12 protein-coding genes are annotated in these 14,988 nt (G+C 72.7%); all 12 read right to left on the bottom strand.

Annotated features, from left to right (window positions below):
- Positions 1-66 precede the first annotated feature (66 nt).
- The 12 genes from ACP4J0_RS22445 to ACP4J0_RS22500 all read right to left on the bottom strand — a co-directional run bounded on the left by ACP4J0_RS22445 (position 67) and on the right by ACP4J0_RS22500 (position 14,971).
- On the bottom strand, positions 67-1,764 hold the full coding sequence (locus ACP4J0_RS22445) for a flavin monoamine oxidase family protein (protein ID WP_426600452.1): 1,698 nt from the start codon (positions 1,762-1,764) through the stop codon (positions 67-69).
- A 51-nt stretch (positions 1,765-1,815) separates the two neighbouring features.
- The gene (locus tag ACP4J0_RS22450) at positions 1,816-2,604 is read right to left on the bottom strand and encodes a carbon-nitrogen hydrolase family protein (RefSeq protein WP_426600453.1); all 789 of its coding nucleotides are present in this window, start codon (positions 2,602-2,604) and stop codon (positions 1,816-1,818) included.
- 563 nt (positions 2,605-3,167) lie between these two features.
- On the bottom strand, positions 3,168-4,382 hold the full coding sequence (locus ACP4J0_RS22455; protein ID WP_426600454.1) for an MFS transporter: 1,215 nt from the start codon (positions 4,380-4,382) through the stop codon (positions 3,168-3,170).
- 299 nt (positions 4,383-4,681) lie between these two features.
- Positions 4,682-5,134: an Lrp/AsnC family transcriptional regulator gene (locus tag ACP4J0_RS22460; protein ID WP_426600455.1), complete on the bottom strand. Its 453-nt coding sequence runs from the start codon at positions 5,132-5,134 to the stop codon at positions 4,682-4,684.
- Between the two features lie 45 nt (positions 5,135-5,179).
- Positions 5,180-6,658, bottom strand: a complete 1,479-nt coding sequence (locus ACP4J0_RS22465) for an amino acid permease (protein WP_426600456.1) — start codon at positions 6,656-6,658, stop codon at positions 5,180-5,182.
- Between the two features lie 667 nt (positions 6,659-7,325).
- Positions 7,326-8,768, bottom strand: coding sequence for a GuaB1 family IMP dehydrogenase-related protein (locus tag ACP4J0_RS22470; protein ID WP_426600457.1), 1,443 nt, complete (start codon positions 8,766-8,768; stop codon positions 7,326-7,328).
- Positions 8,769-8,876: 108 nt separating this feature from the next.
- Positions 8,877-9,230 carry a barstar family protein gene (locus ACP4J0_RS22475; protein WP_426600458.1) on the bottom strand — a complete coding sequence of 118 codons (354 nt, stop codon included), beginning with the start codon at positions 9,228-9,230 and terminating at the stop codon, positions 8,877-8,879.
- Positions 9,231-9,352: 122 nt separating this feature from the next.
- The gene (locus ACP4J0_RS22480) at positions 9,353-10,396 is read right to left on the bottom strand and encodes a sugar-binding transcriptional regulator (RefSeq protein WP_003977362.1); all 1,044 of its coding nucleotides are present in this window, start codon (positions 10,394-10,396) and stop codon (positions 9,353-9,355) included.
- A 77-nt stretch (positions 10,397-10,473) separates the two neighbouring features.
- On the bottom strand, positions 10,474-11,160 hold the full coding sequence (gene rpe, locus ACP4J0_RS22485) for a ribulose-phosphate 3-epimerase (RefSeq protein ID WP_426600459.1): 687 nt from the start codon (positions 11,158-11,160) through the stop codon (positions 10,474-10,476).
- 216 nt (positions 11,161-11,376) lie between these two features.
- The gene (locus ACP4J0_RS22490) at positions 11,377-12,582 is read right to left on the bottom strand and encodes an ABC transporter substrate-binding protein (RefSeq protein WP_426600460.1); all 1,206 of its coding nucleotides are present in this window, start codon (positions 12,580-12,582) and stop codon (positions 11,377-11,379) included.
- The gene (locus tag ACP4J0_RS22495; RefSeq protein ID WP_426600461.1) at positions 12,579-13,517 is read right to left on the bottom strand and encodes a hypothetical protein; all 939 of its coding nucleotides are present in this window, start codon (positions 13,515-13,517) and stop codon (positions 12,579-12,581) included. Before ACP4J0_RS22495 ends, ACP4J0_RS22490 begins: the two co-directional genes overlap by 4 nt.
- Positions 13,514-14,971, bottom strand: a complete 1,458-nt coding sequence (locus ACP4J0_RS22500) for a VWA domain-containing protein (RefSeq protein WP_426600462.1) — start codon at positions 14,969-14,971, stop codon at positions 13,514-13,516. The genes ACP4J0_RS22495 and ACP4J0_RS22500 overlap by 4 nt, the downstream gene beginning before the upstream one ends.
- Positions 14,972-14,988 lie beyond the last annotated feature (17 nt).

Here is a 14,988-nt window from a genome sequence, read left to right on the forward strand (position 1 = left end):
AACGGATGGGCTACGAGAAGGCCTGGCCGGCCGGGGTCCGGCCGGCCAGGCACGTGCGGCGGGCTGCTAGTCCTCGGGGAGCTCGACCGGTGCGATCTCGTCGTAGACGTCACCCGGGCCGGGGTTGGTCGCGTCGGTCTCACCGCCGAAGTGGTGCATGACGCCCCAGACCGCGTTGAGCGCGGTCTGGACGGCTCCCTCGGCCCAGCCGGCCGTCCAGGAGATGTCGTCGCCGGCGAGGAAGATGCCCCGCTTGTCCTCGGGCAGCTCCTCCTGCATGAAATGCGTGAACAGGCGCCGCTGGTAGCGGTAGTGGCCGGGGAGGTTGGCCTTGAACGCGCCCATGAAGTAGGGCTCGTTCTCCCAGGAGACGGTCACCGGGTTGCCGATGATGTGCTTCCTGATGTCGACCTTCGGGTAGATCTCGCCGAGCGACTTCAGCATGACCTCCATCCGCTCGTTCGCGGACAGCGGCAGCCACTTCAGGCTGTCGTCGCACCAGGTGTAGGAGAGGCAGATGACGGCGGGCTTGCCGGGTCCGTCGTCGAGGAGGTAGGTGCCGCGGGTCATGCGGTCGGTGAGCGTCATCGACATGACGTCCCGCCCCGTGTCCTCGTCCTTGTCCAGCCAGAACGGCCGGTCGACGGGCACGAAGAGCTTGGAGCTCTCCATGTAGTGGGTGCGCTCGATCGCGGTCCAGTGGTCGATCGGGAAGAGCGAGTCGTCGCAGGCGATCTTCGACAGCAGCATCCAGGACTGGGCGGTGAAGATCGCCGCCCGGTACGTACGGATGTCGCCGTCGGCGTCGGTCACGGTGATGCGGTTGCCGGCGGTGCGGGTGAGGCGGGTCACCGCCGGGCGCGGGTCGCCGCCCACGTGCAGGGACTTCAGCGAGGTGCCGTGGGGCCAGTGGACGATCTTCTCCGGCTCGCGTTCCCAGAGCCTCAGCGGCAGCTGCTGGGAGCCGCCGACGATACCGCGGTGGTGGTCGTCGGCCTCGGTGTAGACGACGCGGAGGATCTCCAGGATGGAGTTGGGGAAGTCGGTGTCCCAGCCGCCGGTGCCGAAGCCGACCTGGCCGAAGATCTCGCGGTGCCGGAAGGACTTGAAGGCCTCGGAGTCGCAGAGGAAGCCGTAGAAGGTCTGGTTGTCGAGCTTCTCGACCAGCTTCGCCCAGATCTCGCGGATGCGCGGGACGTCGCGCTCGCGCAGGGCGCGGTTCATGTCGGAGAAGTCGGCGCCCTCTTCGAGGCACTTCGCCCAGGCGTCCGCGACGTCGCGGTAGACCTGGGGGAGGTCGTCCAGCGTCTCGGCGTAGTGCGACTCGCCCTTGAGGTCGACGACGGTGGAGGGCGTGGCCTCGGCGAGCGGGTTGGGGAAGGGGCGGGTCGTCAGGCCGACCAGGTCGATGTAGTGCTGGAGGGCGGTGGAGGAGGGCGGGAAGCGCATCGCGCCCATCTCGGCGGTCAGGGACTCGTCGCAGCCGTCGAAGCCGACGGTCCGCAGCCGTCCGCCGATCCTGTCGGCCTCGTAGACGACGGGCTTGAGCCCCATCTTCATCAGCTCGTAGGCGGCGACGACGCCGGACAGGCCGCCGCCGATGACGGCGACCTCGGTGCCGTGCTCGGTCGCGGGTATCTGGCCGATACCGGCGGGGTGCGCGAGGAAGTCGTCGTACGCGTACGGGAAGTCCGGCCCGAACATGGTGATCGGCGGCTGCTGCTCGTCTGCGTGCTCGATCGCGTTGGGCACGGTGGACGTCATGGGGTACGGACTCCTTGCACAGGTGGAACGGGGGCGTGGCGGTGGGGGTGGTCAGGCGAGGGAGCCGTACAGGCCGGGCCGGCGGTCCTCCAGGTACGGGTTGGTCTCGCGGGACGCGGCGAGGAAGACGGGGTCGGCGTCGGCGAGGACCAGTTCCTCGGCACGCCCGGCGCGGGTGCGGGCGGTCCCGTCGGGGCCGGCGAGGGTGGAGAGCCCGACGAACTCGAACTCGCCCTCCCGGCCGACTCGGTTGACGTACGCCACGTACATCTGGTTCTCGAAGGCCCGCACCGGCACGACGGACTCGGCGACGAACTGGAACGGGTGCATCTGCGCGGTCGGGACGAGCAGCAGGTCGGTGCCGGCCAGCGCGTGCGCGCGGACGTTCTCCGGGAACTCCACGTCGTAGCAGATCATCAGGCCGACGGTCAGCCCGTCGAGCTCCGCCTGGACGACCGGCTGTTCGCCCGGCGTGAAGTGGTCGCGCTCGAAGCAGCCGAAGAGGTGGGTCTTGCGGTAGCCCGCGAGGCGGGTGCCGTCGGCGGAGATCAGCTGGACGGAGTTGAAGACGCTGTCGCCGGCCCGCTCCGGGTAGCCATACGCGACGGCCAGGCCGTGCCGCCCGGCGATCTCCGCGACGGCGTCGGCCGAGTCGCCGTCGGCGGGCTCGGCGAGGACGGCGATGTCGTCGCCGATCGCGTACCCGGTCAGGAACAGTTCGGCGGTGACCAGCAGCCCGGCGCCCGCTGCGGCGGCCCGGCCGGCGGCCTCGTCGAGGACCTTGAGGTTCTCGACGGTGGAGCCGGGCCGGCCGGAGCTCTGGAGCAGGGCGGTGCGCATGCGTGTTCCTCACCGGTGGGACGGGGGTTGGGGGGTCAGATAGACGGTACGGTCGGCGCCCCGGCCGGACAAGAAGGACCCGTTGCGCGTCCGTGGGCGGAACGTTGCGTCCGGGGTGCGTCCTGCGGCGATTCGTTGTCCGTCCGGTCCCGCTCCGGCGGCCCGGTGGTCCGCCGTCGGACGGGGGTCGAGCCGGGCACGCGGTACGGAGGCGCTCCAGTGGCGGACGGCGGGTCGGTGCCGCCGCCCGCATGCCACGCGGCGATTCGTTGCGCGCTCGCGCCCCGGTCGTGTGCCCGGCTCCTCCCTGGGGGCACGCACGCGGGCCCTGCCCGCCCTGCGTCGGGGGGCCGCTCCCTTCCCCGGTGCGAGGTGACGGGGGCGCGGTGCCGGAACAGTGGTGGCCGGCAGGCGCCTTCATCACCTCAGGGCCGCACGCCGTCGCCTCCGGGCCGCACGAGGAGCGGCCCCCGGGGGAGGCCGCCGCGCTCACCGGCAGCGCCAGGCGGAACCGGATCGCCGGGGACGACATCACCTCGCCTCCGACCCGAGGTGACCGGCGACTATCGAGGTCGTGCCCGGTCAGCCGCCGCTGCGGTAGGGGCGACGGTGACCAGCAGCAGGGCCGTCAGCAGGTACGGCGCCGCGGACCACGCGAAGGCGGTGCCGTGCCCCGTCACCGTGGCCGCCGCCGTGTAGGCACCGAAGGTGACGAGGGTGCCCAGCTCCGTACCCAGGCCCGCGACCGAGGTCAGCGTCGCCCGCCTGGTGTCGTCGATACGCCGCTGGAGGCGCGCGTCGGCCAGCACGGTCGCCAGTTGGAAGCCGCCGAAGGCCAACGCGACCAGGACCAGGGCGACGGGGGTGCCCGCCGCGGCGCCGACCGCCAGAGCGAGCGCGGAGCCCGTGAGCAGGGCGGCGAACCCGGTCGTGGTCAGGCGTTCGGCCACGCCGGCGAGCAGGCTGCCGACGGTGGCGCCGGCCCAGATCACCAGCAGCAGCCAGGGGACGGTCTCCTGCGCGACGCCGGTGTCGCGCACCAGCAGCGGCGTGTACTCGTCGAGCGCGCCCCACACCGCCGTCACGGCCGGTACGAGCAGCAGCGCGCCGCGTACGGAGCGGTCGGTGCGGGCCTCGGCGAGTCCGGCGCGCAGCGTCGCGGTCCAGCCGTCGCCGGCGGCGGACGGTTCGCGGTGTTCGGGGAACCGTGTCGCCACGGCCGCCCCGACCAGGCAGATCAGCACGCTCGCCGCGCCCACCGCCTCGTAGCCGCCCCAGTCGAACACCGGACCGGCCAGGCCCATCGCGGTCATCGTCGCGGCGATTCCGATCGCCCGCGCCCGGCCCATGACGCGGGCGTACCGGTCGGCCGCGCCGGCCCGGTCCAGTTCGTCGTGGACCAGCGCCTCCAGCGCGCCCGAGCCGAGCGCTCCGCCGGCGCCCCACAGCACGAAGCCGAGAGCGAAGGCACCGTAGGAGGGCACGAGCACCCACAGGGCGAAGCCGGCGGCGGTGAGCAGCGGGCCGAGCACCAGCAGCAGTCGCCGGGAGACGGCGTCGGCCCAGACGCCGGAGGGCACCTCCAGAACCACGTTGGTCAACGACCACAGGGCGAACAGGGAGGAGATCTGCCAGACCGACAGTCCGGTGTCGCTGAAGAGCAGCGCGTACACCGGGTACAGCAGGACGAACTCGTCGCAGAACGCGGAGGCGTACAGCGTGCGCGTCAGCCGCCGGGTACCGGCGGTGGCGGGGGCACGCTCGGGTGAGAGAGTCATGAGGCCTTCCCGAGGGGGCGGATCGGACACCGGTGGTACGGCGTCCGAGGCGGCCCTCGGGAGGAGGCACGGCTGGTGGATCAATGTCGCCAGGTCATGCCACCGATGCTAGCCGGGAGACCGTGTCCCGGTCTCCCGATCGCGCGGGCCGGCCCGGACTCTGGGGGACCGCGACCGCCTGGGCGACCCCGATCGCGGGGACAGGCCCGATCACGGGGACGGGCCCGATCGCGGAGACGGGCCCGATCGCGGAGACGGGCCCGATCGCGAGGCGGTCCGGCTTATGCGGGCGGCCCCGTTTACGCGGGCGACCCCGACGAGAAGCGGCGCAGCAGCGGCGAGAGCACCAGCACCGACTTGGTCCGCTCCACGAACGGCTCCCCCGCGATGCGTTCCAGGACCCGCTCGAAGTGCCGCATGTCGGAGGCGAAGACCTGGGCGACCGCGTCCGCGTCCCCGGTGACGGTGGACGCGGCGACGATCTCCTGGTAGCGCTCCAGGCCCCGCTGGATGGTCTCCGGCGAGGTGTTGCGGCGGCAGAAGATCTCGACGAACCCCTCGGTCTCCCAGCCGAGCGCGGCGGGGTCGACCCGTACGGTGAATCCGGTGATGGCTCCGGTGGCGCGCAGCCTGTCCACGCGCCGTTTCACGGCGGGGGCGGACAGGCCGACCGACTGCCCGATGTCCGCGTAGGAGCGGCGGGCGTCCTCGGCGAGGGCGTGCACGATGCGTTCGTCGAGATCGTTCAGCACTGCGGGTCGTTCACTTCACTTCTGGAGCTTCTGGAGCTACTGGAGCTACTGGGCTTCTGGGGTGTCCGGCGTGTTGAGCCGGGAACGGCGGTGGCCGTATACGAAGTAGAACACGAGCCCGACCGCCATCCAGACACCGAAGACCACCCAGGTGACGGTGGACAGGCTGCCCATCATCCAGACGCAGAAGGCGAAGCCCAGCGCCGGCAGGACCGGCGACAGCGGCACCCGGAAGGTGCGGCGCATGTCCGGACGGGTCCGGCGCAGCACCACGACGGCCACGTTGACCAGGGCGAAGGCGAAGAGGGTGCCGATGCTGGTGGCGTCGGCCAGCTGCCCGAGCGGGATGGCGGCGGCGAGGACGCCGCAGAACAGGGAGACGATCAGCGTGTTGGCGCGGGGCGCGCCGGTCTTCGGGTGGACCCGGGAGAACACCTTGGGCACCAGCCCGTCGCGGGACATGGCGAACAGGACGCGGGTCTGGCCGTACAGCACGGTCAGGACGACGCTGGCGATGGCGACGACCGCGCAGAAGGCCAGCAGGGTGCCCCAGAAGTCCTGGCCGGTGACGTCGGTCATGATCTGGGCGAGGGAGGCCTCGGAGTCGGTGAAGGTCCGCCAGGGCCTGGCGCCGACGGCGACGGCCGCGACGAGGACGTACAGCACCGTGACGATGACCAGGGACAGCATGATCGCGCGGGGCAGGTCGCGCTGGGCGTTCTTGGCCTCCTCGCCTGCGGTGGAGGCGGCGTCGAAGCCGATGTACGAGAAGAAGAGCGTCGCGCCGGCCGCGCTGACGCCGGCCATGCCGAGCGGCATGAAGTTCTCGTAGTTGCCGGAGCGGAAGCCCTGCACGCCGATCGCGCAGAACAGCACCAGTGCGGCGATCTTGACGACGACCATGACGGTGTTGGCCCGGGCGGACTCGCGGGCACCGCCCAGCAGGAACGTCATGGCGAGGAGCACCACGATCAGCGCGGGCAGGTTGAAGAGGCCGCCGTCGCCGGGCGGGGCCGACAGGGCGGCCGGGATGGTGACACCGATGGTGCCGTCGAGGAGTTCGTTGAGGTACTCGCCCCAGCCGACGGCGACGGCGGCCACCGACACGCCGTACTCCAGGACCAGGCACCAGCCGCAGACCCAGGCGACCAGCTCGCCCATCGTCGCGTAGGCGTACGAGTAGGAGGACCCGGCGACCGGGATGGTGCCCGCGAGCTCGGCGTAGGACAGGGCCGAGAAGAGCGCGGTGAGGCCGGCGATGACGAAGGAGAGCGTGACGGCCGGGCCGGCCTTGGGGACGGCTTCGCCGAGGACGACGAAGATGCCGGTGCCGAGCGTGGCACCGATGCTGATCATCGTCAGCTGCCACAGGCCGAGGGAGCGACGGAGGGTGCCGCCCTCGCCCTGGCCGCCCTCCGCCACCAGGCGTTCGACGGGCTTGCGGCGCATGAGGCGCGCGGCCAGGCCCGGGGACGTCGGGGTGGCCGATGTGTCGTGGTGCGAGGGTGCGCCTGGGTCGAGCACGCGTTGACTCCTTCGTCGCTGCCGGTCGCCGCCGGTCGGGGTGAGCGGACGGGCTCCCGGCGGGCTTCTGGAGCGGCGGGGACCGGCGGCGTTCCTCGCGGAAGCGGGAACCCACCGAGCGGGGTCCCCGCCACGCCACGTACAGCGCAGAACACTACGAGCGGGGCGGTGCCCCGGTAATGCAGCAACCTTGCGCGTGTCCGCACAATCGTTGCGTTGACCGGGGCCGGGCGCGTATTCGTTGCGCGGAGGCTGCGCAGCGTTGCGCACGGGGTCGGCGAGCGGTGGTTCGCCCTGGTCAGCGGTTGCCCGGCCCGCCCGCGACGGCTCGCGTCCCGGCGGCCTCCCACCGGGGCGCACCCGGTCTTTCCGGGCCGGCCCCGGGCGGCATTTCCGGGCCTCGACAGCGGCTCGATCCAGCGTGGGTGCGCATCCCGGGCCGCCTGCCTGCCGGTGCCCGGCGCGAGGCCGGTCCGCGACCAGGGCGCACCGGCCTCGCGGGCCACCCGACGGAGGGGCGACGGTCGCCGCGACGGTGGTCCCGGCAGGGGTCCCGGCAGGGGTCCCGGCAGGGGTCCCGGCAGGGGTCCGCCGCCGGGAACGGCGCACGGCCCCTGGTCCTCCCGGGGGACGGGACGATCAGGGGCCGTGCGGAAGGGGTGCGGGCTCAGCTCCAGCTGGCGTGCAGCGGCTTGCCCTCGGCGTAGCCGGCGGCGCTCTGGATGCCGACGACGGCCTTCTCGGCGAACTCCTCCAGGGAGGCGGCACCGGCGTAGGTGCAGGAGGAGCGGACACCGGCGATGATTGAGTCGATCAGGTCCTCGACGCCGGGGCGGGTCGGGTCGAGGAACATCCGGGAGGTGGAGATGCCCTCCTCGAAGAGCCCCTTGCGGGCCCGGTCGTAGGCCGACTCCTCGGAGGTGCGGTTGCGCACCGCACGGGCGGAGGCCATGCCGAACGACTCCTTGTAGGGGCGCCCCTCGGCGTCGTGCTGGAGGTCGCCCGGGGACTCGTAGGTCCCGGCGAACCAGGAGCCGACCATCACGTTGGACGCGCCGGCCGCGAGGGCCATCGCCACGTCGCGCGGGTGCCGGATGCCGCCGTCGGCCCACACGTGCTTGCCGTACTTCTTCGCCTCGGCGGCACACTCCAGGACCGCGGAGAACTGCGGCCGGCCGACGCCGGTCATCATGCGGGTGGTGCACATCGCGCCGGGGCCGACACCGACCTTGATGATGTCGGCGCCCGCCTCGATCAGGTCGCGCACGCCCTCGGCGGAGACGATGTTGCCCGCGACGATCGGGACCTGCGGGTCGAGGTCGCGCACCAGCTTGACGGCGCTGATCATCGACTCCTGGTGGCCGTGCGCGGTGTCGATGACGAGGGTGTCCACGCCCGCGGCCAGCAGCTGCTCGGCCTTGCCGGCCACGTCGCCGTTGATACCGACGGCGGCGGCGATGCGGAGCCGGCCCCGCGCGTCGACGGCCGGCGTGTACAGCGTGGCACGCAGGGCGCCCTTGCGGGTGAGGATGCCGGCCAGGCGGCCGTCCTTGTCCACGGCGGGCGCGTAGCGGCGGTTGGCGCCGTCGAGGGTGTTGAAGGCCTCGCGCGGGTCCATGTCCGCGTCGATGAGGATGAGGTCCTTGGACATGACCTCTTCGAGCTGGGTGAAGCGGTCCACGCCGCTCAGGTCGGCGTCGGTGACCACGCCGACCGGCTTGTGGTCCCCGTCGACGACGACACCGGCGTTGTGCGCGCGCTTGGGCAGCAGGGACAGCGCGTCGGCGACGGTCTGGTGGGGGGCGAGCACGATCGGGGTGTCGAGGACGTGGTGGCGGCTCTTCACCCAGGAGACGACGTCGGTGACGACCTCGATCGGGATGTCCTGCGGGATGACCACGAGGCCGCCGCGGCGGGCCACCGTCTCGGCCATGCGGCGGCCCGCGATGGCGGTCATGTTGGCGACGACGAGCGGGATGGTGGTGCCCGTGCCGTCCGGGGAGCCGAGGTCCACGCCCTGCCGGGAGCCCACGGCGGAGCGGCTCGGCACCATGAACACGTCGTCGTACGTCAGGTCGTACGAGGGCTGGATGTCATTCAGGAAACGCACGTGCTGCACATCCCAGTCGATCAGAGGTGGCCCCCGGACAGGTCAGCCAGGGGGAAAGAGCACGTACTTCATTCTCCCATGGCCGCCGGCCGGTAAGCCCCGGGCAGATCATCCAGGCTGGTCGGCGGCCTGCTTGGAGGATCCTCCAGGGCCGAGGGTCACGAAGAGCCCCGGGCCGCGGTCCGTCGCCTCGGCGAAGACCTCCTCGGCGACGGCCCACTCCTCCGGCCGCTCCCGCGCGTACGCGCCCCACCCCCGCACGACGAGCAGCAGCCCCTGGTCCGCCGCGCCCTCGGGCCAGACGGAGGGGTCGGCGAGGGAGTCGGCGAGCGCGTCCCAGTTGCGGCCGAACCAGTCGGGCAGCGCCAGGTCACGGGCGCAGCGGTCCATCAGGCCCGCCTTGTCCGTGACCCCGTCGAGGTCCAGCGTGATCACGAGCCGCCCTGCGGGGTCCTCGGTCATGTCGCCCTCTTCTCTTCCTCTCCTGCCCCCGACGGTGCCCCCGGCGGTTCCCCCTGACGGTTCCCCCGATCACGCCCCCGATCGCCTGATCAGATTGCCTGATCCGATCGCCTGACCGGCCGTCAGATGCCGTCCGGGTCGGTCCGGTTGAGCGTCGACTTCGGTGCCGAGCCCACCGTCATCAGGTAGTCCGCGGCCGACGTGTCCGTCACCAGGCTGGTGACCAGCCCGGAGCGCAGCACCGCGTCGATGGCCGCCGCCTTGCGCTGCCCGCCCGCGATCGCCACGACCTCGGGGATACGGCGGAGCTGGTCGGCCTTGACCGTGATGCACCGCTCCCCCAGATCCCGCCCGACCCGGCGCCCCTCGGCGTCGAAGAGGTGCGCGGACATCTCGGCGGCGACGCCGAGCGAGGCGTAGTGCGCGCGTTCCTCGTCGCTGAGCATGTCGTGCACCGTCGAGATGCCCGGCTCCCAGGAGCCGATGGAGACGCAGGCGACCGTGACCTTGTCGAAGTACTCGAAGGCCCGGGCGATCCCGGTCTGGTGACGCAGCGCCTGCGCGGTGGCCGCGTCCGGCAGCAGCATCGGCGCGTAGATGGGGTGGGCGTCGCCGCCCGACACCTGGGCGGCGCGGCGCACGGCCTCCACCGAGCCGCGCTCGGCGGTCCCGGCGTCGTACACGCCCGTCAGCTGCACCACCGTGCACGGCGGCAGCCGGTCGAGCGCCGCCGCCATGTGGATGGTGGACCGGCCCCAGGCCAGCCCCAGCACGTCACCCTCGTTGACCAGCTCGCCGAGCAGGTCTGCGGCCACCTCTCCCAGGTTCTCCGGGTCGGGTGTCTCCTCGGCGTCGGCCGGGGACTCCACCACGACGGCGTGCCGGAGGCCGTAGCGGGCCCGCAGGGCGTCCGAACGCTCGGCGTCCAGCTCGGCCGGCACCCGGATCTCGATTCGTACAAGGTCTCGCTCGAGGGCTGTCTCAAGGACCCGGGCCACCTTGAAGCGGCTGACGCCGAACTCCTCGGCGATCTGGATCTTGGACTTGCCCTCGAGGTAGAAGCGGCGGGCCATGGCCGCCGCCTGGACCAGCTCAGCGGGTCCCATCCGCATGGCTGAGCGGCCCGCCGACATACCCGACACGGCGATCTCCTCACTGCTGTTCACACTCTGGATTCGCCGTTCATCCTTGCAGATTCGGCGCACTTGATCAGCCCTGATGGGAGCCGTTCATGTTCTGTTCCTCAGTGGGCACACGCCCAGGACGCCTTGGCGGTCGCCGCCTCGGCCTGCGTGCGCAGTGCACGTACCGCCTCGGCCGGGTCGGATGCCCCGTACACGGCGGAACCCGCGACGAAGACGTCCGCGCCGGCGTCGGCGCACTGCTCGATCGTCGATGCCGACACCCCGCCGTCGACCTGGAGCCACAGCTCCAGACCGTGCTTCTTGATCAGCTCTCGGGTACGCCGGATCTTCGGCAGCATGATGTCGAGGAACGCCTGCCCGCCGAAGCCCGGTTCAACCGTCATGATCAGCAGCATGTCGAGTTCGGGGAGGAGATCCTCGTACGGCTCGATGGGCGTCGCGGGCCGCAGCGCCATGGACGCGCGGGCCCCCTTGGCCCGGATCTCCCGTGCGAGCCGCACCGGCGCGGCGGCCGCCTCGACGTGGAAGGTGACGGAACCGGCGCCCGCCTCCACGTACTGGGGCGCCCAGCGGTCGGGGGCCTCGATCATCAGGTGGCAGTCCAGCGGGGTGTCCGTCGCCCGGGCCAGGGACTCCACGACCGGCACGCCGAGCGTGAGGTTCGGGACGAAGTGGTTGTCCATGACGTCGACGTGGAGCCAGTCGGCTCCCTCGACCGCCTTGGCCTCGTCCGCGAGGCGGGCGAAGTCGGCGGACAGGATGCTGGGGTTGATCTGCGCGGCCATGCCCCAAGACTGCCATGCCCCGCGGGGCGGGGCGGCAGGGGTCCCGGGTGGCCGGGGTTGTTCGTCGCCCGCGGGCCGGTCGTGGGGCGCCCGCGGCCCGGCGGAGCCGCGTAGGTCACTGCCCCGCGGTATGTCACCGCCCCGCGCCGCCAGCGCCGCCCACGCCCCTCCGGGGCGCGTCCGGCGGACGTGGGCAGCGGGTACCCCCCAGCCGGTTCAGTCGGTACCGCACACCGGCAGGTCCTGTTCCTCGCGGAGGCGTTCCAGTTCCGCCAGCCGCTCGTCGAGTTCCTCCGGAGCCGCGAAGTGGCGCAGCACCGCCTGGTGGAAGGCGTCCCGGGTGGTACGCGGCATCGCGTCGGAGGCGTCCCAGCAGCGGGCCCGGCCGGGCTCACGCAGGACGGCCCCGATCTCACGCTCGGTCGGGTCCTGCTCACCGTCCGCCTTCGCGGCCCTGTTCGCCGTGTACTCCGGCAGAGCGGTGCCGGGGTCGGCCAGATAACGGATCAGCCGCTCGGCCTCCGGGGTGGGGTTCAGGACAGCCGCGAGGTCACCGGAGACCTCCCATGCACCGGCGTCCGGCCCGGCCCCGGGCACGACCTCGGAGAAGTGGACGTGGTCGCCGCCCGCCTGCCGCCAGTGCCCGGCGCGGAAGGACCCCTGGTGCTCCAGGCGGCCCGGCGCGCAGTCGGCGCCGAACCCGGTGGTCAGCGCCTGCTCGACACGCTCACCGGCGCCCGCGCCCACCATGTCGGCCCAGGTCGTCCAGGCCTTGCGTACGGCGTCGTCGGTCCACGGCAGCCTGCCGTTGGCCCACTCCTCGTACACCCGTGGTCCGGCCTGCTGGAGCAGGATGTCCTCCACCCAGTCGGTACCGGGCCAGCCGGAGGTCGCGCCGGACTCCATGCCGAGGCACCAGCGGTTGGGAGACGCCGCCGACTGCACGGTGGGCCGTTGTCCCGTGTACCACACCATGCTCTTCAGGCCGGTCTTCACGGGCAGCCAGTACGTGTGGGGGGCCTCCCCCGGCACGGTGACCTCGGGGGCCCAGAACCGGTCGTAGTGTCCGGGGTCGAACAGCCCGTCCAGCGGGTGGAGCCGGTCGTCGACGGCGTAGGCGAGCAGTTCGCCGGGCCCGGGCAGCACCGCCACGTCGGGCGGGTTGCCGGCCGCTATGTCGGCGGCCAGCACCTGGCTGAGCGCGGAGCTGCCCTGGTAGACGACGTCGATCCGGTACTCCTCCTCGAACGGCTCGATGACCCGCTCCTCGAACTGCTCGCGCTCGTCGCCGCTCCAGTTGGCGAGCAGGGTGACGGAGCCCTGCCAGTCGCGCGCCCAGCGCACCCCGGCGAACACACCGGCTCCGAGCAGGACCAGACAGGCGCAGAGGATGCCGAGCGTCCGGGCCCCGGGGCGGGTCATCGCTGTCCCCGGAACCGGTACTCGGCGATACGCGGCCACAGTCCCCACGCCGTCAGCGCCACCACCACGGCTCCTCCCAGCAGTATCCAGTCGGACAACGAGGCCCAGAACCCGGCGTCCGCGAGCGCGCGCTGCACCTCGTCGGCCACGTCGGGGATGGTGTCCGGGTCGTCGCGCGGCACCCGTACCTCGGCGAGGGAGCCGGTCATCGCGCGGTGCGCCGAAACCGTGTGCCAGGCCAGCACCGGCACGCCGAGCGCGCCCACCGCGGTGGCGGCCAGCAGCCGCAGCTGCACGGGCCGCCGGAAGCGGCGCCGTACGAACCGCTGGGTCTCCAGCAGCGCACCGCCCAGCACCGCGTACAGCACCGCGACCGTGCCCCAGCCCAGCCACAGCTGCCAGGGGAAGGCGGCCTGCCGCCCGGCTTCCTCCAGCTGTTCGGCGCGCAGGGCGTCGAGGCGGCTCATGATGTCGCCGTCGGTTCCGGGTTCTTCCGGGAGGCCGAGGACCTTCTCGGCGTAGTGGAGGTAGGCGGTGTGCAGCGGTGAGTCGTCCTGTTCGCGGCCCCGGCGCTCCACCCAGGCCGAGTAGACGGCTATCAGCCCGGTGACGGTCTGCAGGTCGTGCCGCCCCGCCAGGCCGGTGACGTCCTCGGACGCGGCCAGGGCGAGGCTCTGCTGGGCGACCGAGATCTGGGTGTGGAACTCGCCGCTGATGTCTCCCTCGGGGCCGCTGTCACGGACCACCTCGTTGGCCTCGCGCATCGCGCTCCGCGCGGTGTCCACGGCGAGGATGCCGGGCGTGCTCGCGGTGGACAGCGGCACGGTGTCGTCGTGCACGCCCCGGTAGGCGAAGAACAGCACGAGGGTGGTGGCGGCCTGGACGACCAGCAGCAGCCTGAGTCTTCGGGTCAGGTCCCGGCCGGTGGTGCTCACCGCCGCTCCTCGAAGCGGTGGCGGCAGCTGGGGCAGAACCGGGCGGCCGCCGGCGCCTTGCCCGAGCAGGCCGGGCAGGACACGGTGGCCCCGCCGCCCGGTGCGGCGCCCGCCGCGCTGCCGGACGCGGGGCCTGACGCGGGGCCGTAGGTGCTGTGGCTGCTCGCGGTGATCAGATGCTCGAAGTCGACGGCCGCCACGTCGGGGCGCAGGGTGACCCGGCCCGCCTGCGCGTCGTCGATGTTCACCAGCCGGGCCAGTCGGGCGAGCTGCTCGTCGGCGCCCATCTCGTGGGCGAGTCGCGCGGCCCGGCCGAGCTGCTGCTCGGCCAGGTCGCGCTGTCCGCGCCGGTGGGCGTCGGTGGCGGCGGCGACGGCCTCGCCGAGCCGCTGATGCCGCTCGAAGTGGTCGACCTGGGCGTCGGTGTGCCGGGACAGGGCCGGGTTGTCGGTCCAGTGCACCAGGCAGGGCTGTGGCGGCGGCAGCCGCACCTCGCCGCCCGGTACGTCGACGGCGACCACGGCGAGCTGGAGGTCCTCACGGTGCGGGCGGCCGGACGGGTCGGCGGACAGGCACAGCTGGTAGCGGCGGGTCTCGTCGCCCCAGGCCCGGGTGACGAAGCGGCCGGTGCCCTCCTGCGCGGTCAATTCCGCCTCGGTGGGGAAGACCTGCTTGAGATAGCGCACCGCGCCCCCGGGCATCGCGGTCACCGAGATCGCCAGTTCGGGAACGGTCTTGGTGAGGAGCCGGCTCATCAGCTGCTCGTACTCCGCGGGCAGGGCCGCCTCCTCACGCACCGAGGAGGCGCTGCCGTGCAGGCGGCGGGTGATGCGCAGCAGTTCCCGGCCGTCCCAGCCGTCACCGATGCCCCAGGCGTCGCAGACGAACCGGCCCGCGCACTGCTCCAGCACCTGGGCGAGCGGCATCTCCTCGTCGTGCTGGTTCTTGCCGTCGGTGAGCAGCAGGACGTGCCCGATGGGCGCGTCCTGTTCGGTCAGCAGCCGGCGGCTCAGGTCCAGCCAGGCGCCGATGCAGGTGCCGCCGCCCGCGACCAGCCCGTGCACGGCCCGCTCGGCGCGCGCCCGGGTGCGGGCCGAGGCCCGGGCCATGCGCGGGGTGTCCGGGTACGCCATGGCCGCCCGCTCGCTGCCCCGGACCACCGCGAACGGTGTGCCGTCCGGCAGTTTGCGGATCGCCGCGACCGCTGCCTGCTGGGCGGCGTGCAGCTTCTCCACCGGCCAGGTCATCGAGCTGGAGCAGTCCACGGCGAGGACCTGCGCCAGGACCGGGCCGCGCGGGCCGCCGCCGCGCCCGGTGCCGTCCACCCGCACGCTGAGGATGGCGTGCATCTGCGGGTCGCCCGCCTCGCTGGACAGGTACTTCTCCTGGCTGATCTCCAGCCCGACGGTGACCCGCCCGGCCGCCTCGCCCGTCCGGGGCGTTCCTGTCTCCACGCTGTCCGTGCCCCCTC

The sequence above is a fragment of the Streptomyces sp. WG7 genome (assembly GCF_049975785.1).
Taxonomy (GTDB): domain Bacteria; phylum Actinomycetota; class Actinomycetes; order Streptomycetales; family Streptomycetaceae; genus Streptomyces.